At 54.3% G+C, this 20354-nt stretch carries 21 protein-coding genes; 10 read left to right on the forward strand and 11 right to left on the reverse strand.

Going from position 1 to position 20354, the window contains the following annotated elements; all coding sequences use genetic code 11:
• Window positions 1-13 precede the first annotated feature (13 nt).
• Window positions 14-487, forward strand: a complete 474-nt coding sequence (locus tag ABID47_RS27535) for a helical membrane plugin domain-containing protein (RefSeq protein ID WP_105445051.1) — start codon at window positions 14-16, stop codon at window positions 485-487.
• A gap of 206 nt (window positions 488-693) precedes the next feature.
• Here ABID47_RS27535 and ABID47_RS27540 read toward each other — a convergent pair whose 3' ends face one another.
• Window positions 694-1602, reverse strand: a complete 909-nt coding sequence (locus ABID47_RS27540) for a hypothetical protein (protein WP_354501563.1) — start codon at window positions 1600-1602, stop codon at window positions 694-696.
• Window positions 1603-1850: 248 nt separating this feature from the next.
• Between ABID47_RS27540 and ABID47_RS27545 the strand changes: the two genes are divergently transcribed.
• Window positions 1851-2768, forward strand: a complete 918-nt coding sequence (locus tag ABID47_RS27545) for a polysaccharide deacetylase family protein (RefSeq protein ID WP_354501566.1) — start codon at window positions 1851-1853, stop codon at window positions 2766-2768.
• A 282-nt stretch (window positions 2769-3050) separates the two neighbouring features.
• Here the strand turns inward: ABID47_RS27545 and ABID47_RS27550 are convergent, their stop codons facing one another.
• A complete protein-coding gene (locus ABID47_RS27550; RefSeq protein WP_354501569.1) occupies window positions 3051-3596 on the reverse strand; it encodes a glutathione peroxidase in 546 nt (181 codons plus the stop codon).
• A gap of 239 nt (window positions 3597-3835) precedes the next feature.
• Between ABID47_RS27550 and ABID47_RS27555 the strand changes: the two genes are divergently transcribed.
• Complete coding sequence (locus ABID47_RS27555) at window positions 3836-4579, forward strand: SDR family NAD(P)-dependent oxidoreductase (RefSeq protein WP_354501571.1); 744 nt, start codon at window positions 3836-3838, stop codon at window positions 4577-4579.
• A gap of 79 nt (window positions 4580-4658) precedes the next feature.
• Here the strand turns inward: ABID47_RS27555 and ABID47_RS27560 are convergent, their stop codons facing one another.
• Window positions 4659-6032 carry an N-acyl-D-glucosamine 2-epimerase gene (locus tag ABID47_RS27560; RefSeq protein ID WP_354501574.1) on the reverse strand — a complete coding sequence of 458 codons (1374 nt, stop codon included), beginning with the start codon at window positions 6030-6032 and terminating at the stop codon, window positions 4659-4661.
• A gap of 134 nt (window positions 6033-6166) precedes the next feature.
• Between ABID47_RS27560 and ABID47_RS27565 the strand changes: the two genes are divergently transcribed.
• Complete coding sequence (locus tag ABID47_RS27565; protein WP_240913397.1) at window positions 6167-6547, forward strand: hypothetical protein; 381 nt, start codon at window positions 6167-6169, stop codon at window positions 6545-6547.
• 239 nt (window positions 6548-6786) lie between these two features.
• Here ABID47_RS27565 and ABID47_RS27570 read toward each other — a convergent pair whose 3' ends face one another.
• From ABID47_RS27570 to ABID47_RS27585, 4 genes are all read right to left on the reverse strand, one after another.
• Window positions 6787-7248 (reverse strand): DUF2269 family protein, encoded by a 462-nt coding sequence (locus ABID47_RS27570; RefSeq protein WP_354501577.1) that lies wholly within the window; start codon window positions 7246-7248, stop codon window positions 6787-6789.
• A complete protein-coding gene (locus ABID47_RS27575; RefSeq protein WP_354501580.1) occupies window positions 7245-7865 on the reverse strand; it encodes a TetR/AcrR family transcriptional regulator in 621 nt (206 codons plus the stop codon). The genes ABID47_RS27570 and ABID47_RS27575 overlap by 4 nt, the downstream gene beginning before the upstream one ends.
• Window positions 7866-7897: 32 nt before the next feature.
• The gene (locus ABID47_RS27580) at window positions 7898-8356 is read right to left on the reverse strand and encodes a DoxX family protein (RefSeq protein ID WP_145029420.1); all 459 of its coding nucleotides are present in this window, start codon (window positions 8354-8356) and stop codon (window positions 7898-7900) included.
• A gap of 103 nt (window positions 8357-8459) precedes the next feature.
• On the reverse strand, window positions 8460-9092 hold the full coding sequence (locus ABID47_RS27585; RefSeq protein ID WP_354501583.1) for a TraX family protein: 633 nt from the start codon (window positions 9090-9092) through the stop codon (window positions 8460-8462).
• A 171-nt stretch (window positions 9093-9263) separates the two neighbouring features.
• On the opposite strand from ABID47_RS27585, the gene ABID47_RS27590 reads away from it, so the two are divergent.
• The 6 genes from ABID47_RS27590 (at window position 9264) to ABID47_RS27615 (ending at window position 15216) form a co-directional block, all read left to right on the forward strand.
• Window positions 9264-10466, forward strand: a complete 1203-nt coding sequence (locus tag ABID47_RS27590) for a MalY/PatB family protein (RefSeq protein ID WP_145948712.1) — start codon at window positions 9264-9266, stop codon at window positions 10464-10466.
• Window positions 10467-10784: 318 nt separating this feature from the next.
• A complete protein-coding gene (locus ABID47_RS27595; RefSeq protein WP_354501587.1) occupies window positions 10785-11582 on the forward strand; it encodes an SDR family NAD(P)-dependent oxidoreductase in 798 nt (265 codons plus the stop codon).
• Entirely contained in the window at window positions 11579-12355 is a 777-nt protein-coding gene (locus tag ABID47_RS27600) for an SDR family NAD(P)-dependent oxidoreductase (protein ID WP_354501590.1), read from the forward strand. Before ABID47_RS27595 ends, ABID47_RS27600 begins: the two co-directional genes overlap by 4 nt.
• Window positions 12356-12383: 28 nt before the next feature.
• Window positions 12384-13772, forward strand: a complete 1389-nt coding sequence (locus tag ABID47_RS27605; protein ID WP_354501593.1) for a mandelate racemase/muconate lactonizing enzyme family protein — start codon at window positions 12384-12386, stop codon at window positions 13770-13772.
• A 246-nt stretch (window positions 13773-14018) separates the two neighbouring features.
• Entirely contained in the window at window positions 14019-14453 is a 435-nt protein-coding gene (locus ABID47_RS27610; protein WP_163881667.1) for a MarR family winged helix-turn-helix transcriptional regulator, read from the forward strand.
• Between the two features lie 13 nt (window positions 14454-14466).
• Window positions 14467-15216: an SDR family oxidoreductase gene (locus tag ABID47_RS27615; protein ID WP_145142059.1), complete on the forward strand. Its 750-nt coding sequence runs from the start codon at window positions 14467-14469 to the stop codon at window positions 15214-15216.
• Window positions 15217-15341: 125 nt separating this feature from the next.
• Here the strand turns inward: ABID47_RS27615 and ABID47_RS27620 are convergent, their stop codons facing one another.
• The 4 genes from ABID47_RS27620 to ABID47_RS27635 all read right to left on the reverse strand — a co-directional run bounded on the left by ABID47_RS27620 (window position 15342) and on the right by ABID47_RS27635 (window position 19698).
• Entirely contained in the window at window positions 15342-16340 is a 999-nt protein-coding gene (locus tag ABID47_RS27620; RefSeq protein ID WP_354501597.1) for a mannonate dehydratase, read from the reverse strand.
• Between the two features lie 226 nt (window positions 16341-16566).
• Complete coding sequence (locus tag ABID47_RS27625; RefSeq protein WP_354501600.1) at window positions 16567-17844, reverse strand: ABC transporter substrate-binding protein; 1278 nt, start codon at window positions 17842-17844, stop codon at window positions 16567-16569.
• 64 nt (window positions 17845-17908) lie between these two features.
• The gene (locus tag ABID47_RS27630; RefSeq protein ID WP_354501966.1) at window positions 17909-18679 is read right to left on the reverse strand and encodes a carbohydrate ABC transporter permease; all 771 of its coding nucleotides are present in this window, start codon (window positions 18677-18679) and stop codon (window positions 17909-17911) included.
• Between the two features lie 53 nt (window positions 18680-18732).
• A complete protein-coding gene (locus ABID47_RS27635; RefSeq protein ID WP_374954734.1) occupies window positions 18733-19698 on the reverse strand; it encodes a carbohydrate ABC transporter permease in 966 nt (321 codons plus the stop codon).
• Between the last annotated feature and the right edge of the window lie 656 nt (window positions 19699-20354).

The raw sequence follows: 20354 nt of genomic DNA on the forward strand, positions 1-20354 counted from the left end.
AGGTGGAGTCTATATGGCACAACCGATTTCATACATCAAAAAACGCGAGCTGACGGAAGAAGAGCTGAAGCAGCAGTCCCTGGAGCAGCTGACGGATTCGATCGCCGAGCATGAGCAGGCGCTGGAAAAAGCCATCGGGGTGCTCAGCGAGCTGCACGATAGCGGCATTCTGGAAGCGGCTGAGTCGCTGCTGAAGGCCAAAGCCAAAGTGGCCGAAATCGTCCTGGGCCAGGCCACCCGGCCGGAAGTGACGAACATGATCAACAACGGCATGGCCGCCGCCGGCGCCCTCGCCGCTATCGATCCGGAGCAGACGGCGAAGCTGCTCGGCAGCGTGGCCAAGGGCCTGGAGGAAGCCAATCAGCCGCAGGATAAAAAAGTGACGGTCTTCTCCCTCATGAATGCGCTGAAGGATCCTGACGTGAACCGGGCGATCGGCTTCGGGTTGCGGTTTCTGAAAGGCATGGGCAAAGGCCTGGGGGAATAAGTCCGAGTGAGAACAAGAACATGATAGTAAACAGATGGAAATAAGCTGATGAAACAGACCCTTTGCGGGAAGTGCCGCAAAGGGTCTGTTTTCTTTAATAACTAGCTGTCCGAAGGATTGGTGCTCCGACGAAGCTTCTCATATTCCGGATCGCCTGGCATCAGGTCGACCCTCGGGTGCGCCAACTGCGTTGATGATATCAACGGTCAGCAATCGGAATTGATCAATATTGGTTCCAATACCCAATGCTTATCTCCGCCTGGTTCGAATCTTTTGACTATATTATTTATATAATTTTGGTCTTTAAAGAGGTCCACAACTCGTTTACTTATTAATATCTTCCTATGGACAAAATTGTAGTCTTTATACTCATAGGTATAGTTGAAATCCTTGATCTCCTTCAAATCTTCTGGATTATAATAATAAGGCGCAAAAAGATGGCCTCCTAATTTACAAATAGGGCACCTATTTGATTGATTATTAATGTACGGGTCGTCGAGATATTTATAAGGTATACATTGTGGAGCTAATTTATTTGTCGGTCTGATCTGATAACCCTTTACTGCAGCTTCCTTTTTCCCATTATGTTCAACTTCCACAAGATCGTACCCGCTAAGTCCAGAGTTATGCAACTTTTCAGCTAATATTTCAGAAATAACCAATGAATGATCAACATAGAGGATTGGATTTTTGATTAACTTGTTAGCATCGATTACCGGCTTTTGGCCGTCTTCTATTTTTTTTCGGTTACAATGATGGCAGAAGACCTCAAGTTTTAGTTTTTGTGATTTAATATACAGTCCTGCCTTATTACCAATAGATTGAATAAAGAAAAGTGGCGAAGAAGTGTAGTCTTTTTCTTCGTAGTCGAAAGAGAATCCAAAATAATCTGCAGTGTCCTGGATATGGTTGTCTAACTTATTGAGATCGCTTAGACAGCTTTGTACAACCTCTGGACTATACCCTACCTTTATTGTATAAGCAAAATGTTCACGTTCCCCAACGCTTAAATCTTCAAATTCGGCTATTGCCTCATACTTAAGAATAATGTCTTCGACTTGTTGTTTTTCCCTTTTCGAATACACAATGATACTTATAACTGCATTAAGGATCAATGAAAACACCTCCACAACCAATAATATGATACCACTAGAATAAGCTAACGGTTCCACATTATTGTTTGTTTGCTAATCTTGTATTCTTGGCTTGGGAACAACTTATTATGTCGAGAAAACTCAGCTAAAAACTCCTACACAGGCTGTTAGACTCTTTATAAAGTTGGGTGACAATTTGCTCGGGCTCCCGACGTATGTATAACAATATCTCAACCATCCCGATTCTGTTCGTCAGGAGGTGACGTCCCTTGAACCTTGCTCAAGCTTTGGGCTTCCCGCCGGATGAGCGGCTGCTGATCATCAATGCGGATGACTACGGCATGTGCCACTCGGCCAATGCGGGCATCCAGCTGCTGCTTGCCGAAGGGGCCATTTCCTCGGCAACGATCATGATGCCGTGCCCGTGGGCCAAGGAGGCTGCCAAGTGGGCGGCCGCGCGTCCGGACGTGGACGTCGGCATCCACTTGACCTTTACCAGCGAGTGGGACACCTACCGCTGGGGACCGGTCACCCGCCGGCAGACGGCGCCCTCCCTCATTACGGAGGAGGGGTACTTTCCCCGCGACTGCCGCACGTTGGAGACCAGAGCCCAGGCAACCGACGTGCACGCCGAAATCATCGGCCAAATCCGACTCGCCCGGCGCATGGGGCTGAACCCGACACATCTTGATAATCATATGGGGAGTCTGTACGGGCTGGAAACGGGGCGGGATTTCCTCTCCCTCGTCCTTGGCGTCTGCGCGGAAAACGGCCTTCCGTTTCGGCTGCCAAGGCATATTCCCGCTTCGCTTCAGCTGCCTTCCGCGGACCGGCGCATCCATAAGGCCCGGGTCCGTGAAGCGGACTCACTCGGGGTCGTCATTCCGGATCACTTAATCCAGCTGCCCTTTTCTCTTCGCCCGGGGGAAACATACGAAGCCTTCAGGAAGAGCGTGGCGGATGCGCTGTGCTCGCTCCAGGCCGGAGTCAGCGAGCTGTATATCCATCCGGCCGTTATTACGGATGAGCTGATGGCCATCCATCACGAGTGGCTGAAGCGCGGCATGGAGCTGCAGGTTTTCCGCGATCCCTGGATCCGCGAAGTGATGCGAAGCCAGCGCATCCGGCAGTTCTCCTGGCGCAATCTGCAGCAGCTTCAGCTGCGCAGGCGGCGCCAGAAACCTTAAGTCCGGGGCCGGCCTTCCGGGCGTTTGTGCGGGGACGGGCGTACAAACGGCGTTCATCCGCCCCGGACGAAGCCTTTTACGAAAAATGGACAAAAAAATAGACCCTAGTCCCGTGCCTAGGGTCAATTCATATATAAAAGGGGTATGAGTGCATTATATGAGAGTTTTCTTAAAAACACCTGAAAATTACCTTCAGAATACATTAAAATTCAAGGCAATTCTATCCAAATGGCCGTTTCGCGCCCCCACTGGAATGGATAGCCGCTAGCAATCCTTAGTGTTTTAGATCAGCGCATCAATGGCCGATTCCAGCTCCAGCGGACCGACCGGTGTCTCAAACCGCTCCACTACCCGTCCTTCCCGGTCAATCAGGAACTTGGTGAAGTTCCACTTGATATCGTCGCCTTCCAGCAGTTCAGGCTGTTCCTTCTCCAGAAACGATTGCAGCATTTTCCCTTCGGAATTGTCCGTGCTAATCCCCTTAAACGGAGCCTGCTCCGTCAAGTAAGCAAACAGCGGATGCTTGTCTTCTCCGCGCACGTCCACCTTCTCAAACATCGGGAAGCTCACGCCATAGTTAATTTGACAGAACGTATCGACTTCCTCATTGCTTCCAGGCTCCTGTTCGGCGAACTGGTTGCTTGGAAATCCGAGCACCTTGAATCCCTTGTCACCGTATTTCTCATACAGCTTCTGCAGGTCGGCATACTGCGGGGTGAACCCGCATTTGCTCGCCGTGTTCACAATGAGGAGCACGTCCCCCTTATATTCCGAAAGTTCCTTTTCCGCGCCGCGAATGCTGTTTGCTGTAAAAGAATAAATACTCATGGTTCCATCCTCCATCTCAATTGTATTTTATAAAATTAAATTGTACACAATTTATATATCGAATGTACCACCATCTTTTCCGGAAAGCAAGCTCTTTTTGCTCCGTTCGCGGCATTTTATTCTCAGGGTATCTCCAAAGCGTCGGCTAATATTTTCAGAAAAATGGGTAAATTAACAAAGATGAACCCGATTCCGGTGACGGATACGGACAATTGCTGTGAGAAGGAGTGACGCGAGGTATGAAACTTTCCGGTAAAGTAGCGATCATTACGGGCGGTGCCAGCGGGATCGGACAAGCCACCGCACGTCTGTTTGCCCAGGAAGGCGCCAAGGTCGTCGTGGCCGACCGCTCGGAAGCGGGCCAGGAAGTATCCGACCATTTGAAAGAAAAAGGGTACGACTCGATTTACGTCCGGGTGGATGTGACCAAGGAAGAGGAAGTCCAGGCGCTGGTGGAACGGACCGTGCAGGAATACGGAAAACTGGACATTATGTTTGCCAATGCGGGCGTGGCCAACGATGAGCCGGCCGATCAGCTGTCGCTGGACAAATGGCAGCGCACGATCGACGTCAATCTGACAGGCGTCTTCCTGTCGGATAAACACGCCGTGGTCCAAATGCTGAGACAAGGCACCGGGGGTGCGATCATCAATTCCGCTTCGATCCACGGCCATGCGGCCAAGGCGGGAGTTACCGCTTACGGCTCCGCCAAAGGCGGCGTCGTCCTGCTCACCCAGACGCTCGGCATTGAATACGCCAAACACGGCATCCGGGTGAATGCCGTCTGCCCGGGTTATATCGATACGCCGCTGCTAAAAGCGCTTCCGCCGGAAGCCAAGCAGCAGCTCGTGGAGCTGCATCCGATCGGCCGGCTCGGCACTGCGGAAGAGGTGGCCAAATCCGTCCTGTTCCTGGCCAGCGACGACTCTTCGTTCGTGGTCGGAACGAGCCTGATGGTAGACGGCGGATATACCGCCCAATAATGACTACAGCATGTATAAAAGAAGCGCCCTGGCGGCATCGCTGCCGCCGGGACGCTTTTTTCATGCTCAGCTTCCTCTATTACCCACGATCCTGCTCTACTTTTAGCCTGTGGCCGATCGGGGTTTCGCCCGACTTTTTGCCTTTCACATGCCATAGTCCCGGCGTATCCCGCATCCCGCTGACTTCGACCAGTACAGGCCGCCGAGGAAGCCCGTTCACCCGCAGCCATAAACGGTTGCCGTCGACAGCCCTCTGCTCGATGGTGATGCCGGCAAGAGGCCCGGCCTCCGTGTTCTCCTCCGCAAAGAACAGCACCGTTCCAAGCGTATCCGGATCAATCCGTTTGTTGAACGAAACCGTCAGTTCTTGTTCTCCGCGCATGACGGCTTTCACAGGGACAGGCGGTTCGTCATACATATACCCGCCGAGATGGTATTCGTACGCCGTCCACGTATCGTAGCCGAGCTCGTAAACCGTGTTCTGGAAGTCATTGAGCCAGCGCCGGTTCTTCACCATGCTGCTCCGGGAGCCGATGTCAGCCTGAATGCCAAGGGGAAGTCCGGGATAAGCGGCCCGGATCGGTGCGGCGAAGCTCTCGTATCCGCCCGCGTACTGCGGCGGCAAATGGCGCTTCATCCAGTCCGGCCAGTGGGTCTGAAGCACGTGCATATCCGGCCGGACCTTCCCGATCATCGAAATCGCATCCAGCCCCTGCCATTCCTTCAACCGGAGGGTGGATACCGCTCCGCCGTCAACCGCCAGCGACCAGGTCGCCACGGCAATATCCGGGCGGACACTTCTTGCGCCTCCGCTGCCATTAATAATTTCATCGATGAGTCCATTCACGGCGTCCACGCGAAAAGTAATCCATTTGCCGTAGATGTCAGGTATCTTTTTATAATAGTTAGCCGCCCGTTTGTTCAGAAATTCGGGAATATCATGGCCGTACTTGTCCCGGAACGCTCGCTTCGCATGGGGGCCGACGTCGCCGTATACCCCTCTGCGGATGCCGTCCCATTCGGGAAAATAAGGCTCGGCGATCTCGATCCCGTCAAACGGATGATCCCTGACGACCCGGGCAACCGCCTCCTTTTTCCATTCCACGTAAGATGCCGAGAACGGGGAAAACCGCTCAAAGCCGTCATTCTGCTCCTTCAGCAGCCCCATCCTCCAGGAACGCCAGTCCCGGGGGAGATGATCGGTAGCGAACGTTCCGTTCCCGATTACAAGCGCCCATACGGCAATATCCCGGGCGTGAAAAGCCTCAATGATGTCCGTTCGGACCCTGCTCTCGTTCACGACAAAATAATGCACCGTCCGATAGCCGGACAGCTCGATCTCTTCGGCGATGCTCTCAGCGGAGCGGTCCGCATAATAAGGAAACAGCGGGTCGATTTGAATGCTGGGCCCTTCCAGCGCCCATGGTCTTGATATCACCCTGCTCTCGTTCATAGTTCCTCCTTTCGCAAATCTAAAGCCGTCTTTGCTGTACCTGCGTAAAACGGCTTGTGATTCTCTTCAAAAAGTCGAAGCACCCGCCCAGTTCAGGGCATACAATGCAGTAAACGTTCATCGGAGGGATCCAAGTGCTGCTCACGAAGTTTAAAAGAAATATAACCCTGCAGGAGCGTCTTGCCAAATTTACCGGGCATCTGGTGGAAATCAACGGCGCAGGCCTGGGTCTGGAGCCGGGGCGGCTGCAGCATGTGTATAAAAGCAGCTTTATCCGCGTTCAGGGAGAGCTGTTCGTTCCGCTCAGCCTGCAGACCATCCGCGTCTTTGACGTCAAGCCGCCGGCGGTGTTCCGCCGCGTCGGAATCCGGACGGTATTCCAGTCCGGCAAAGCCTTTTCCAACATGAAGCTGGTGCTCATCGGTTCCGACTTCATCGAGGTGCAGGCCAAAGGGAAATCGCCATCCCGAATTTTATTTCCCCTGAATCAAGTCGAAGGAATCTTTCCGGTCTGATCCGCACTTCCCTTATTGTACATCTTTGAACCGGAAAATGCCCAGACACTGCGCTTTTCGGGGTCTGCCAGCCATTTTGGCGTTTTATTTAAGGTATGCTCTATTTCTTTCCATAAAAACCGCACCTATACCCTCATTTTTGCGGACCCTGCAGCTGCTGGCGACGGCCTCTTGTCTCCCCTTATCGGCAAACCAAAAACCGGCCGTTATACATAACGGCCGGTCGTTTGCGCCTCATTTTAAAAAGGCTTGCTGACCATGAAGTACAATATAAAAAGCGGCAGCAAGGTGGCAAGAATGCCGAAAACCGCCCAATACGCCGATAACTTCTTGTAAGCTGCGGAGATCGTCCCGTTTTCGAGCGCCTGCCGGCTGAGCCGAATCATACCCCGCTGCAACGGGATCAGTACGGCCAGCCACAGCACGCCGGTGATCCCGAACAGGATTAGCGAGGCCGTGAGCCAGTTCAGACCTGCCAGCGAATAGCCTCCTTTGGCGGCCATCAGGCTCCCGGTGACGATCAAGAGCAGCAGCCCAGGCAGCGTAAACGCATAATCGGCGAGCATCACGTTGTTCACGGTGCGGTGAATCTCCGCGGCATCGCCCCGGACGTCGGCGCGGACTTTCCAAAAGGCAGCCGTAATGATATTGCCCAAGAAAAGCAAGCTTCCGGCAATATGCAGAAACAGGAGCAGCGTCATGACGTCGGAGCACCTCCTTGACGGTCCGGCCGCAGCGTCCGCATAATCAGCTCCGAGAAGTCCTGAATGCCGAACCCTGTGCTGCGAACTCCGATCAGGCTGCGCATCCGCAGCCCAAAGGAGAGCAGTTCAAACAGCTCCGCCGCCTGGTCGGCATTGACCGATGAAGGGATGACCCCGGACTCCTGGCCCATGACGATCCACTTCTTGGACGTGGCGACCGCCTGCCGGTAAAAGTCCGCGACGATGCCGGCCGCTTCCGGCTGATCGCTTTTCCCGATCAAATACATCATGATGAGGTTGCTCACATCTTCCCGGCTCTCCAGCTTGGGCAGGCTCTGCGCGATCGCATTCATCGGCCCGTCGAATTCCTTTACTGCAGGGGTATCTACCGCGTCCATGAAGCTCGTATTCGTCTCCTCCAGCTTAGCCTCTAGGACCTTTACGAACAGTTCATCCTTGCCGGATACATAGTGGAATATGGCACCCTTGGACAAGCCGGTTCTTGCCATAATATCGCTGAGCGTCGTCTTGGTGCAGCCCTTCTCCAAAATGAGCTCCTCGGTTGTATCCAGCAGCAGTTTCATCGTCTGCTCGCGTCTTTCTTCCTGTTTCATCTCCATCCTCCTCCTGATTTAGTTCCAATCCGTCATGCCCATGCTCCCGGCGGGAGCCAGCCCGCAGCGAGTACGGCAGCCAAAAAAACGACCTGCAGCACGGTTCGCGGGACAAGCGGCATCACCGCTCTGCCGTCCAGAGTCAGACGGTTATTCGCCGCGTATACGTTGGCCGGAAACATGGCCAGCAGCATCAGCGCGAGCCCGGTGGAAGCCGCCTCGGCCATGATCGGAATCATCATGCCGACGGCGCCGGCGATTTCCAGCCAACCCGTCAGCGTAACCAACGCGCCCGGCTGCGCGAACCGCGGCGGTACCATGGCGACCAGCTCCGCGCGGCGTTTGCCCCAATGGGCCGATGCGGTCAGCAAAAACATGACGGCTACCGCAAAGCGCAGACTGATGATCCAGTCATTCATATACTCCCAGCCCAGCCATCCCATCAAGCGAAACCCTAACAGCGAAACGATCAATCCAATCAAAGGAGCCATTTCATCACCTTTTCCCTTGGTTTGTTAGCACCATTATAAATACCGACCATCGGTTTGTAAATAGGGTAACTCTAAATATTTCCAACGAAAAAAGGCTGGTGCATTAAGCATCCAGCCGCTGCAGCACAGCCAGCACGGTCAGATGCAGCGGATAAAACGACCGCCACACCCATGCCCTAACTCTGGCCTGCTCGATCTTTTTCCATAAATAAGGCCCGTATACAATCACCAGGGTCGGTACGATGCTCAGCATCTGCAGAACAGCCCCTGCTCCGAATGCTATCAAATACAGTATGTTCAGCAGCAGATGGGCACCCAGCAGTTTCTCGGAGGAAGCATACCGGAAGGCAATCACCAGCAGCAGGCCGTATGCTCCGTAATCAAACGGGAACCCTTCCATCAGAACGCAAAAGGCCAGAACAATCCCGGCTTTGGCCGCCATGGACAGATTGCGCTCCAGAATTTGCAGGACGGCGGCTGCCACGAACAGCGTGACGACCACGTTCAGCCCGTCCGGGTCCAGAGCCAGCTGGTATGGAATTTGGGAGAGCAGCGCCAGTATAAACAGCCTGAATAAATATTTGGTCCGGCTTCGGGTAAAATAATGTCCCTGTACGAGTGCATAGGCGTAAATCGGAAATGCGATCCTTCCGATCACCCTCAGCCAAATTTGATCCGGAAAAAACACGATCCCTGCATGATCGATCAGCATGGTCAGCATGGCGATCAGCTGCATGTCCTTCCTCCTTTCGGATAACCCGTAGGCGTCATTCCTCATGCGTTCATTGTACTTGAGATGCAGGATGGTTTTCAAAGCTGATGTGTACCCAAAAACTTGCCTGTATCTGTTATGATTATATTCGTGGATAGACGTACTTTTGAATGACCTTCCAAGGAGGAGAACAGCTTGAACTTTCATCAACCAATCGAACGTATAAATACAGATAGTTTTAAATGGGACGACCTGAAGCGGATCTTCGGCGTGTCCGACGTCCTTCCGATGTGGGTAGCCGACATGGATTTTGCCGCACCCGACTCGGTCATTTCCGCGCTGAACAGCCGCGTAGAACACGGAGTATTCGGCTATACGATGCAGTCTGATGCGTATAATCAGGCCGTCGCGGACTGGATGAAGAGCCGCCATCGGTGGTCCATCGACAAGGAATGGATCGTCTTCTGCCCAGGCGTCGTGCCCGCCCTCAGCTTCATCGTGCAGGCTTTTACCGAGCCGGGAGACAAGGTTGCCATCCAGACGCCGGTGTACCCTCCTTTTTACAGCGTCGTCACCGATCACGGCCGGGAGCTGGTGCAGAACCCGCTGAAGGAGCAGGACGGGTATTATACGATGGACCTCGAAGCGCTCGAGCAGAGCCTTGACGATCAGGTCAAGCTGTTCATCCTGTGCAGCCCGCACAATCCGGTCGGCAGAGTATGGCGGCGCGAAGAGCTGGAGGCGGTTGCGAAGCTCTGCATGGAGCGCGGTATTCTGATGGTGTCCGACGAAATCCATGCGGACCTGGTTTATGAAGAAGGGACCCATATTCCGTTCGCCAGCTTGTCCGAGGAGATTCAGGAGAACTGCATCATTTGTACTGCGCCGAGCAAAACGTTTAATATTGCCGGGCTGAATACTTCGAATATCATCATTCCGAACGATTCCATCCGGCGCCGGTTCAAAAAGACGCTTGAGCTCTATCATGTCAATTCGATCAGCACGCTCGGCAGCGCAGCCACCCAAGCCGCCTACAATGACGGCAAGGCTTGGCTGGACGAAGCGCTGGTGTACATGAAAGCGAACATGGAGTATGTGAGTCAATATTTGGGTGAACATATTCCGGAAATCAAAACCCGGGTACCTGAAGCGACGTACTTGATGTGGCTCGATTTCCGCGCGCTGCAGATGTCACCCGACGACCTGGAACAATTTCTGCTGAACAAAGCCAAGCTTGCCCTGAACAAGGGTTCTGCTTTTGGCAAGGAAGGCGAAGGCTTCATGCGCCTGAACATTGCCTGCTCCCGCTCCCTGGTCGAGGAAGCGATGAAGCGTCTTGACCAGGCGGTCCAGGAATGGCGCAAGGAGCAGCAGCAACAACAGCAGCAGCCGGTATAAGCAACCGGTGTAATAGAAGCGTGACGCTTTCCCAATAGGCATTAGACTAGGACTAGGCTAAAAGCATGGTCCGAACAAGCGGCATCCGGCTTGCGTAGGCTTCCCGTACAGGGCAGCTTTCGCTCCGGGAGCCGCTTTTTTCATGCTTCCGGTTTAGATCCGCCGCTCAGGCTGCTTCGCAATTCCCTCTTCCCTCCCCTTTTGAAAGAAATCAAACAAAATCGTAAGATTCACATCTCGAAGCCGGCAGCGCCAACCTTTTATGATGAAGTTGAACGTACCGACAGCCATAAGTACCGCTCTATCCGGAGGTGATTTATGAATCATTCTGCACAAGTTGTCCTGATCACGGACGCAGACACTCCTGTTGGCAGAGCCATGATCCGGCGTTTTTCGGCCGGCGGCGCCCATCTCGTGCTGAACAGCGCATCCGGCGGCGCCGAGGCGGCAGCTGATATCACTGCAGCCCGGGCCGCAGGCTCGAATGTCATCGTGGCGAGCCTCGACCTGAGCGTCGGAGCATGCGCGAACCAGCTGGTCGAGACCGCGGAGCGGGAGCTCGGCGGACTGGACGTCCTGGTCCACAATAACGATCTGCTCGCCCCCGCTTCCGTCGAGACTTGTTCGGAGGCGCTGTTTCAAGAAGTGATGCATGCGAATGCGAAGTCCGCCTTTCTGTGCGCACAAGCCGCAGGAAAGGCGATGGCATCCCGGCAGTCGGGCTGCATCGTCTTTGTTTCGTCAATCCATGCCGAGAAGCCGACCGGATCTTCCTTTGTCTACAGCGCGTCCAAGGGAGCCGTCAAAATGCTGGCGAAGGAAGCGGCTCTGGAGCTCGGCCGGCACGGCATCCGCGTCAATACGATTGAGGCGGGGCCAGTAGAAGGCGATGATGAACGCTTCCACAGCAGGCTTACGACGCTGTATCACAGCTACGAAACCAAGGTGCCGAGCGGGCAGCTGGGAAGCGCTGAGGATATCGCCCATGCCGCAGGCTTTCTCGCCTCCGCGGAAGCCCGCTACTTGAACGGCGCGGATCTCCGGCTGGACGGCGGTTTCCTGCTGCACTATATGGACCATAAAATGAAACGGCCAAAGGGAGGCGATTCGCCATGAGCATAGCAGGCAAAGTCGCCCTTGTGACGGGAGCGGGAACCGGCATCGGCCAGGGAATTGCGCTGGAGTTCGCACGCAGAGGCGCAAGGGTCGCAGTCCACTATAACCGCAGCGAAGCCGGCGCCCTTGAAACGAAGCGGCGGATCGACGAGGCCGGCGGTGACTGTTTCATCGTTCAGGCGGACGTCGCCAGGCAGGACGAGATTATCGCGATGGTAAGGGAGGTCGAGCAGCGCGGCGGGAGCATCGACATCCTGGTGAACAATGCCGCCGTGCAGCTGAACTACGACCTGTTCAAGCACGATGAAGAGACGTTCAGCCGCATGATGAATACGAACGTGAAGGGCTACTGGCAGTGCATTCAGGCCGTCGTTCCGGCCATGAAGCAGAAAGGCGCAGGCCGCATCATTCTCATCTCTTCGGTGCATGCGAAGCGGCCGACCGACTTCGATCCCGTCTACGCGATGACGAAAGGCGCGATCCGGATGCTGGGAAGGGAAAGCGCTATCGAGCTGGCCCCGTACGGCATCACGGTGAACATGATCGAGCCGGGAGCCGTCGACGTCGGCAAATATGAGCGCATATTAGCGGACGATCCCGATGCGCAGAAGAAGCTGGAGGAGCGGCGCAAGCGCCAACTGGCCAAATTCCCGATGGGGCGCGTTGGCGTCCCGCTCGATGTCGCCAAGCTCGCCGCCTTCATCGCCTCGGACGAAAGCGAATATTTGACGGGCTCGGCCATTCGTCTGGACGGCGGGAGCATGCTGCTGTAACGAACCATCCAATAGGGGGAGTGATTTCATGATTAACAAAGAGTCCTACGAGCAAACTTTGGCCCATGTAAGCACCGCTTCGAGACCCTCGGAGCTGAAGATTACGGACATCCGCTTCACCGATATCGTCGGGGGGCCTTTTCACAGCAGCCTGATCAAGGTGTATACCAACCAGGGGCTCGTCGGCTTCGGGGAGGTCCGCGACGGCGCGGACAAAGTATACGCCCTCATGCTGAAGAGCCGGCTGCTCGGCGAAAATCCTTGCAACATCGACAAGCTGTTCCGGCGGATCAAGCAGTTCGGCGGCCATGCCCGCCAGGGCGGCGGCGTCAGCGGAATCGAGCTCGCGCTGTGGGACTTGGCCGGCAAAGCCTACGGGGTGCCGGTCTATCAAATGCTTGGCGGCAAATTCCGCGATAAAATCCGCATGTACTGCGATACGGAGGTCGTCGGCAAGGATACCGGCAAGGCGATGGGTGAAGCGCTGAAGAAACGGATGGACGCCGGCTTCACCTTCCTGAAAATGGACCTCGGCATCGGACAGATCATTAATGAGCCGGGCACGCTGAGCGCTCCGCTTGGTTTCCTGGAGGAGATGAGGGAAAAGTCGAAGCGCCGCTACAATCAGAACTTCGACGGTTTGTCGGAAGACGAGCTGCGGGAAATTACGAACCGTCACTACGATATCTACAACATTCCCCATCCCTTAACCGGCATTCATGTCACGGAAAAAGGACTCGACATGCTCGAGCAGTACGTTGCGGACGTCCGCTCCGTCATCGGCTACCAGGTGCCCCTCGCCATCGACCATTTCGGCCATATCGGGCTTCAGGACTGCATCAAGCTGGGCCGGCGCATCGACAAATTCAACCTGGCCTGGATGGAAGACATGATTCCTTGGCAGTACACACAGCAGTACGCCCAGCTGTCCCGGGCCGTCACCACTCCGATCTGCACGGGCGAGGACATCTATCTGAAGGAGAATTTCAAGCCGCTGCTTGAAGCGGGCGGCGTCTCCGTCATCCATCCCGACGTCCTGACTACCGGCGGCATTCTGGAAACGAAGAAAATCGGCGACATGGCCCAGGACTACGGCGTCGCCATGGCGATCCATATGGCGGAGAGTCCGATCGCCTGCCTTGCGGCCGCCCATGTCGCCGCCGCGACCGAAAACTTCCTTGCGCTCGAATACCATTCCTGCGAAGTGGATTGGTGGGATGACATCGTCATCGGCAGCAGGCTGCCGGATAAACTCGTCCAGAACGGGTACATCACGCTGACGGATGCGCCCGGTCTCGGCATCGACGATCTGAACGACGAGGTGCTGGAAGAACATGTTCACCCGGAGATCGGCGGAATCTGGGAGTCGACCGACCAGTGGAACAAGTTTTATTCCAACGACCGGCTGTGGAGCTGACGACTGGCGGCAATACGAACCACCCGCACGGAGGAACGCTGTGCGGGTGGTTTTTTCTCGTATGGATGACCAAGGCAAGGCGCGGGAGCAAAACGGTACCGAATTGCCGTGCCCCCCCCCATAGCCTGGCGAACAGTACACGGGACATCCATCCGGATGGAATCATGTTTGACATTTCCAAGCTAATGTTTTTACAATAAAACTATACTGTCAACTAGTTGACTATTTCAATAGGAGCCATGAATAATGAACCACCAAGGTATGGACTTGATTTCAAACACATTTAAAGCCACGAATCTTTTATCCCGGCGAGGAGGTGAGATCGTATCCAAATGTAAGCTGACGAGCGTACAGCAATGGCTGATCCTCAGCGCTATTGCGAAAACGGACAAAACGTCGCTAGGCGATTTGTGCGCAAGGACTATGGTGACCAAACAGAACATTACTAAAATGGTTGAACGCATGAAGGGTTCAGGTCTTGTCAGAACATATCAGGGACCAGCGGATAAACGTTATGTTTATGTAGAGCTGACCCCATTGGGAAACGAGAAATTGCAGGAGCTGGAAGTCGCGCTGACCGAACTGGATAACCAGGTTGTGAATGCATTTACGGAAGAAGAGCTGAAGCAATTCTCGCAATTGCTTAACAAGTTGATCCATCAATTTACAGAACCAATGTGAGGAGTTGTTGGATATGGTGCAAGAACGAGGGGTGGCATGGGTTACAGGAGCCGGGAAAGGGATCGGAGCAGCCACGGCAAAGGAATTGGCCGGTATGGGCATGAAGGTTGCCGTCAACTACTATTCGGACCATGCTGCAGCAGACAGAACCGTACATGAAATTGAGCAGCTTGGCGGGGAAGCCATCAAGCTGCAGGGCGATGTCCGTGATCGTGAGCATGTGGATTCTATGACGAAGCAGATTATTGATCGGTGGGGAACGCTGGATGTACTGGTCAGCAATGCTCATATTTCCTTTGCCGTCAAACCTTTCCTTGACATGAAATGGGACGAAATGTCCGAGAAGCTGAATGGCGAAATTCAAGCCGCCTTTCATTTGACGCAATCGGTTATCCCATTCATGCGGCACAATCGATACGGGCGAATCATCTACGTTGCCAGCAGTGTGGCGAAAACTCCCGGAATGGGCTTTATAGCGCACGGCACGGCAAAAGCCGCCCTGGTCCAATTTGCGAAATTCATCGCTCAGGAATTCGGCGAGTTTGGTATTACAGCAAACGTTATTTCGCCGGGTGCTGTTGAAACTGAAGCGTCGAGGGAACAAATTGAATCCTTTCGAAATGCTATGATTACACAAACGCCGTTAAGAAGGATCGGCCAGCCGGAAGATATTGCGAAGGCGATCGCATTATATGCGAGTGAGAGATCCGGCTTTATCACCGGCTCCTATGTTCCTGTGAATGGCGGAAAAGATATGCCTTGATTCTATTTCAATGCTTCTTTAACCAACGTGTATTTTGTAGTCAGATCCATCACGCGAAGCCCATCAGGCAGGGACCGGCAGATCCGTGCCTGATGGTTGATACCTTCGCATAAAGTGCTTCCTCTCTAACTTTTACCGTTTAAAAGCGTCACCGAAGCCCGGCTCATCTTGGCCGCCGCTTCCATCAGTCCGGTGATATAGCCGACGCCGTACAGGCGGCCTAGCAGCTCATATCCCGGGTTCGTATTGTCCTCGCCTTCCATCGTCGGGACATGGTCCGGTCTAGCCGGCCCGTCGAAGCCGACCTCGTAATAGGTCTTCATCGCTTCGAGCATATCCGTCTTGCCGTCGTCGTGGAAGGTCTCCTCGAACTTCTCCGGCGTACCCTTCACGTCGCGGAAGTGGACGAAGAACAGCTTCTTCTGGCCGGCGAACTGGCGGATGACCGCCGGAATGTCCTCGCCCGCCGTCGCCAGCGTTCCTTGGCACATCGTCATGCCGCTGTATGCGCTCGGCACCAGATCGATCGCCCGCTGCAGCGCGGCCGCGCTCGTCAGAATCCGCGACACGCCGCGGATCGGCGAGATCGGCGGATCATCTGGATGGAGCGCCAGCTTCACCTGCGCGGATTCGGCAACAGGCACGATTTTTTCCAGGAAATAGTGCAAGTTCTCCCACAGCTGCGCCTCAGTGACGATGCCGGCCTCCGTCAGCGGGGCATCCGCCATCAGGCTGTGGTCGTAGCTTGATACGAGCGCCCCGCCGCGCGTGCGGGTTGTCGTCGAGGTGCGGAACCAGTTAAACTGCGCCATGAAGTTGTAGCAGAGCACAGGAATGCCGGCGGCACCCATGTTGACGATGAACTGCTGAAAAATCTCGATCTCCTCGTCGCGCCCGGGCGTCCCGAGCTTGATGTTGTTGCTCGGCGGCATCGATTCGATGACGGACAGCGTCAGTCCGAAGTCGGCGTACCGCTGCTTCATTCGGATCAGCGGCATCAGATCCCACGGCTTCTCCGACTTCTCTTCCCACGGCAGGCCGCCAACCGCATAGTTCACGTTCATCTGCTTCGCCAAATGCCACAGCCGGTTCGGCTGCGAAGAGAAAAATTCCGCCAATTGCATGGAATGAACACCTCTTTCTCATTAGCTTACTCATAAAAATTAGAATATCAATTCAGGATAACAGCAGCACCGTCTCACGAACAGAGAAGCTTTTTCATACGGTGTCCCCGCCGATTGATATTGCCACCGCCCCGTGCTGCTCCCGGTTTAACGGTACATTAGGAAGATTCGTCACAGGGGTCGCCTTTCGGGAGCTCCATTTCCCGAAAGGCGATGCTTCCCCGGCTCAGCTTCCTGCTTTGGCTGCCAGCTCTTTGCCGAGCTTGTCGATTTTGTCGAAGGCCTGCTCCAGGCTCTGCTGGCCGAACGTGACTGCGTCCATCTCTTTCTTGTAGGCATCCACCCATTCCGTGAATCCGGGAGCCGGCGAGTAGAACGGCAGCGCTTTGTCGACGGACTGATCGTAAATTTCCTTGCCGAGCTTATCCTTCGCTTCCAAATTCGGCTCGAGCTCCTTGTAAATTTCCGGGTTGATCGGAATGCCGCGGGTCAGTCCGAGTGTTTTTCCCGCATCCTTATCCGTCACGAACCATTTGACGAAATTTTTTGCCTCTTCCTTGTTCTTCGAATTGGCGCTGACGCTGAGGAAAATAGTCGACTGTGCCCAGCCCCCGCCGGCCGGACCGGTCGGCATATTGACGACACCTACTTTACCCGGCATCAGCTGCTCCAGCGCGCTGACCGAGCCGGTTGTCGCTCCCCGGGTCATGACGACGCCGGAAGCCATCGGATCCGCCTGCGGGTCGTTCTCCAGGAACGAGGCCGCCTGGTCCGCCGGAGGCACGATTTTGTCCTTGCGGAACTGTTCATAGGTTTGGTAGAACTTCATGAACAGGTCTTTATCCATCGTGAACGTCTTGCCTCCGTCAGCCATGATCGGCGGCTTGCCCATCGCCGTCTGGTAGTAGTTGAAGCCGTCCCATGTCGTCGTGTCGCCGATCGGATACTTGCCCTCCGGCAGCTTGGCGCGGGCGTCCTTTGCCCATTGGAAATACTCGTCGTACGTCCAGTCTTTATGCGGCAGCGGGATGCCGTATTTCGCCAAATCCTCCTTGTTGAAGGCGATCCCCTGCGCGTTCTGGCTGAGCGGAATGCCGTACAGCTTGCCGCCGATCTTCAAATTCTCGAGGACGCCGGGATCCACGATGCCGGTCAGGTCGATATCGGACAAATCCTCCAGCTGCCCCCGGCTAACGTACTCCTGCAAATAGGCGGCGTCCATCTGAAGGACATCGGTAATCGATTTCGATGCCGCCAGTGTCGGCAGCTTTTGCCAGTAGGCGTCCCAAGCCATGTATTCCGGCTTGAATTTTACGTCCGGATGCTGCTGCGTGTACAAGTCCAACGCTTTTTTGGTCGCTTCGTGCCGTTCGTCTGGTCCCCACCACATGATGCTCAGCGTCTTTCCGCTGCCGCTTCCTTTTCCGCCGCCGCTGCAGGCCGTGATCGCGAAGAGCAGCGCCAGCAGGAGCGAGACCAGGCTCATTCGTCTCATGTTCATCATCTTCCGTTTCCCCTTTCGTTTTATATCAGCTATTTTTTTCGTGGAATCTTATTACGCAGCCAAGCTACCCTTTGAGGCCGGTCGTCGCAATCCCCTCGACAAAATGCTTTTGCGCAAACAAAAAGATAAGCATGGACGGGAGGACAGACAACAGCGACATGGCGAGCAGCTGTCCCCATTGGATATCGAACTGGTCGATGAACATCCGCAGCGCCAGGCCGACCGTAAACTTTTCGACCGAGCTGATGTACAGCACCTGCGCGAAGAAATCGTCCCAGCTCCAGATAAAGGTGAAGATCGCGACCGTCATGAGCGCCGGCTTGATCAGCGGGAAAATGATCCGGAGGAAGATGCCGTACACCGACGCGCCGTCGATTTTTGCTGCCTCGTCGAGGTCCCGGGGAATGCCCCGGATAAACTGGACCAGCAGGAAGATGAAGAACGCCCCGCCGCCGAAAAAATGCGGCAGCACCAGCGGCACGTAGCTGTCCACAAGGCCCAGCTTGTTAAAGAGGATGTACTGCGGAACGATCGTTACCTGTCCGGGCAGCATCATCGTCAGCAGCAGGATGGAAAACCAGAAGCCCCGCAGCTTGAAGCTCAGCCGGCCGAAGCCGTAAGCGACGATGGCGGCGGTCAGCACCCCGCCGAAGACGTTGCCGACCTCCATCAGGAGCGAATTGCCGAAGAAGTGGGCGAACGTGTACTCGCTGGAGAAATGCCAGCCTTTGCTGTAATTTTCCCATATCGGCGTCTTGGGCCAGATCGTCGGCAGGCTGAGCTCTTCGGTCTTTTTCAGGGAAGCGCCGACCCACCAGATGACCGGGTACAGCATAAGAAGCGAGAACAAGGAGAGAAACAGATGATTCGTTACCTTGGACTTCAGCTTCACTTCGTTCCCCCTCCTTCCGATTCGTAGAATACCCAGTAGCGGGATGCGGCGAAGTTCACGATGGTCAGGAGTGCGACAATGGCGAGCAGGATCCAGGCCAGCGCCGAGGCATATCCCATCTGGTAATGCTTGAACGCCTTCTCGTATAAATACAAGGCGTACACGTAAGTGGAGTTGACCGGACCGCCCTTCGTAATGATAAACGCGGAGGTAAAGGTCTGGAAGGAGCCGATGACACCGAGGATCAGGTTAAAAAACATGACGGGAGACAGCATCGGCAGCGTAATGCTGATGAACCGGCGGATCTTCGCGGCGCCGTCCACGGCTGCGGATTCGTACAGCTCCTGCGGGATCTGCTTCAGTCCGGCCAGGAAGATGACCATCGTCGAGCCGAATTGCCAGGTGTTCAGGAGAATGAGCGTGCCAAGCGAAGTGTCGGGATTGGAAATCCAGCCTACGCCCTGAATGCCGAACCAGGCGAGCACCTGGTTGATATAGCCGTCGAGGCCGAACATGTTGCGCCACAGGGCTGCCACCGCAATGCTTCCGCCGATCAGCGAAGGAAAATAGATGGCCGTCCGGTACAGGTTCATGCCTTTTAACTTCTGGTTCAGCGCCATAGCCACGAGGAGCGAGAAGAACAGCTTCAGCGGCACGGAGAACAGGACGAACAAAAAGGTGACGCTAAGCGATTTGGTAAAGGTCGAATCATTCGTAAAAATGTTGACGTAGTTTTCGGTTCCGACCCAGACGGGGTCTTCCAGCAGTGAGTAGTCGGTAAAGGACAAATAAAACGATTGGGCGATAGGCCACAGCGTAAGCAGCAAAAAGCCGATGAGCCACGGGGAAATAAAGATGTAACCCGCCAAATGGGTATCCCCGGTCTTTGCGCGCTTTCGGACGGCGCGTCGGGTCTTTTCCGCTTCGGCTGTCGTTTTCGTTTCTGCAACCATCCTTTTCATTTCCTCCCCTCTTGCATTCCATCATCATAAAAATGATTGTAGTACTACTTTATTCGAAAGCGGTTTCATGATTAAAGGCGACGATTTTACGATAATGTTTGTTTTTTTAAAATCCGTCTGCGCCTCACCCTGCTCCTTCAACTTCAGGTGGTAAAAATGAGATGTGCTCCGAAAACGCCAAAAGAAAAACGTAACTTTAGATGTAAATTCCAATGGCGTTGGTTCACTTATAACGAACAAAACTTAGATTTGTATCGTTCCAGGAGATTGTTCACTGACAACGAACAGATTGCGATTTTGTCTTTCAAAAGGTGGACAAACGCACCCTATCTTTGCTCTCCGTTCTCGTCCCACATATCGGTTAGAATCTAGATGTTAATACAAGATGTAGAGATATCTGCGTTTTAGCCGCCCGTAGAAGTATATAGTGTCGTGTCCATCTTTTATAAAACAAAACAAGAATATGTCTATTGGATAAGGACAGAGAATGTACGAGAGCTTAATCGAAAATGGACAGTGGGGAGAAAAGACCGATTGATTTGAGGTTTGCGGAGTGCCGGGGAGCAGTTGATTGGTTTAAGATCTGGAGAGTGCCATAGAAAGCCCGTTTGGTTTATGTTCTGGAGAGTGTTATAGAAAAGACAGAATGATTTGAG

Source organism: Paenibacillus favisporus, assembly GCF_040545415.1.
Taxonomy (GTDB): Bacteria; Bacillota; Bacilli; order Paenibacillales; family Paenibacillaceae; genus Paenibacillus_AQ; species Paenibacillus_AQ favisporus.

Coding starts and splice junctions, on each gene's coding strand:
- ABID47_RS27610 (WP_163881667.1), top strand. CDS start 14,019: ATGAACCACCAAGGTATGGACTTGATTTCAAACACATTTAAAGCCACG.
- ABID47_RS27620 (WP_354501597.1), bottom strand. CDS start 16,340: ATGCAATTGGCGGAATTTTTCTCTTCGCAGCCGAACCGGCTGTGGCAT.
- ABID47_RS27625 (WP_354501600.1), bottom strand. CDS start 17,844: ATGATGAACATGAGACGAATGAGCCTGGTCTCGCTCCTGCTGGCGCTG.
- ABID47_RS27575 (WP_354501580.1), bottom strand. CDS start 7,865: ATGAAACAGGAAGAAAGACGCGAGCAGACGATGAAACTGCTGCTGGAT.
- ABID47_RS27535 (WP_105445051.1), top strand. CDS start 14: ATGGCACAACCGATTTCATACATCAAAAAACGCGAGCTGACGGAAGAA.
- ABID47_RS27570 (WP_354501577.1), bottom strand. CDS start 7,248: ATGACGCTGCTCCTGTTTCTGCATATTGCCGGAAGCTTGCTTTTCTTG.
- ABID47_RS27585 (WP_354501583.1), bottom strand. CDS start 9,092: ATGCAGCTGATCGCCATGCTGACCATGCTGATCGATCATGCAGGGATC.
- ABID47_RS27580 (WP_145029420.1), bottom strand. CDS start 8,356: ATGGCTCCTTTGATTGGATTGATCGTTTCGCTGTTAGGGTTTCGCTTG.
- ABID47_RS27605 (WP_354501593.1), top strand. CDS start 12,384: ATGATTAACAAAGAGTCCTACGAGCAAACTTTGGCCCATGTAAGCACC.
- ABID47_RS27550 (WP_354501569.1), bottom strand. CDS start 3,596: ATGAGTATTTATTCTTTTACAGCAAACAGCATTCGCGGCGCGGAAAAG.
- ABID47_RS27615 (WP_145142059.1), top strand. CDS start 14,467: ATGGTGCAAGAACGAGGGGTGGCATGGGTTACAGGAGCCGGGAAAGGG.
- ABID47_RS27555 (WP_354501571.1), top strand. CDS start 3,836: ATGAAACTTTCCGGTAAAGTAGCGATCATTACGGGCGGTGCCAGCGGG.
- ABID47_RS27630 (WP_354501966.1), bottom strand. CDS start 18,679: ATGCTGTACCCGGTCATCTGGTGGGTCGGCGCTTCCCTGAAAAAGACC.
- ABID47_RS27595 (WP_354501587.1), top strand. CDS start 10,785: ATGAATCATTCTGCACAAGTTGTCCTGATCACGGACGCAGACACTCCT.
- ABID47_RS27635 (WP_374954734.1), bottom strand. CDS start 19,698: ATGAAAAGGATGGTTGCAGAAACGAAAACGACAGCCGAAGCGGAAAAG.
- ABID47_RS27600 (WP_354501590.1), top strand. CDS start 11,579: ATGAGCATAGCAGGCAAAGTCGCCCTTGTGACGGGAGCGGGAACCGGC.
- ABID47_RS27560 (WP_354501574.1), bottom strand. CDS start 6,032: ATGAACGAGAGCAGGGTGATATCAAGACCATGGGCGCTGGAAGGGCCC.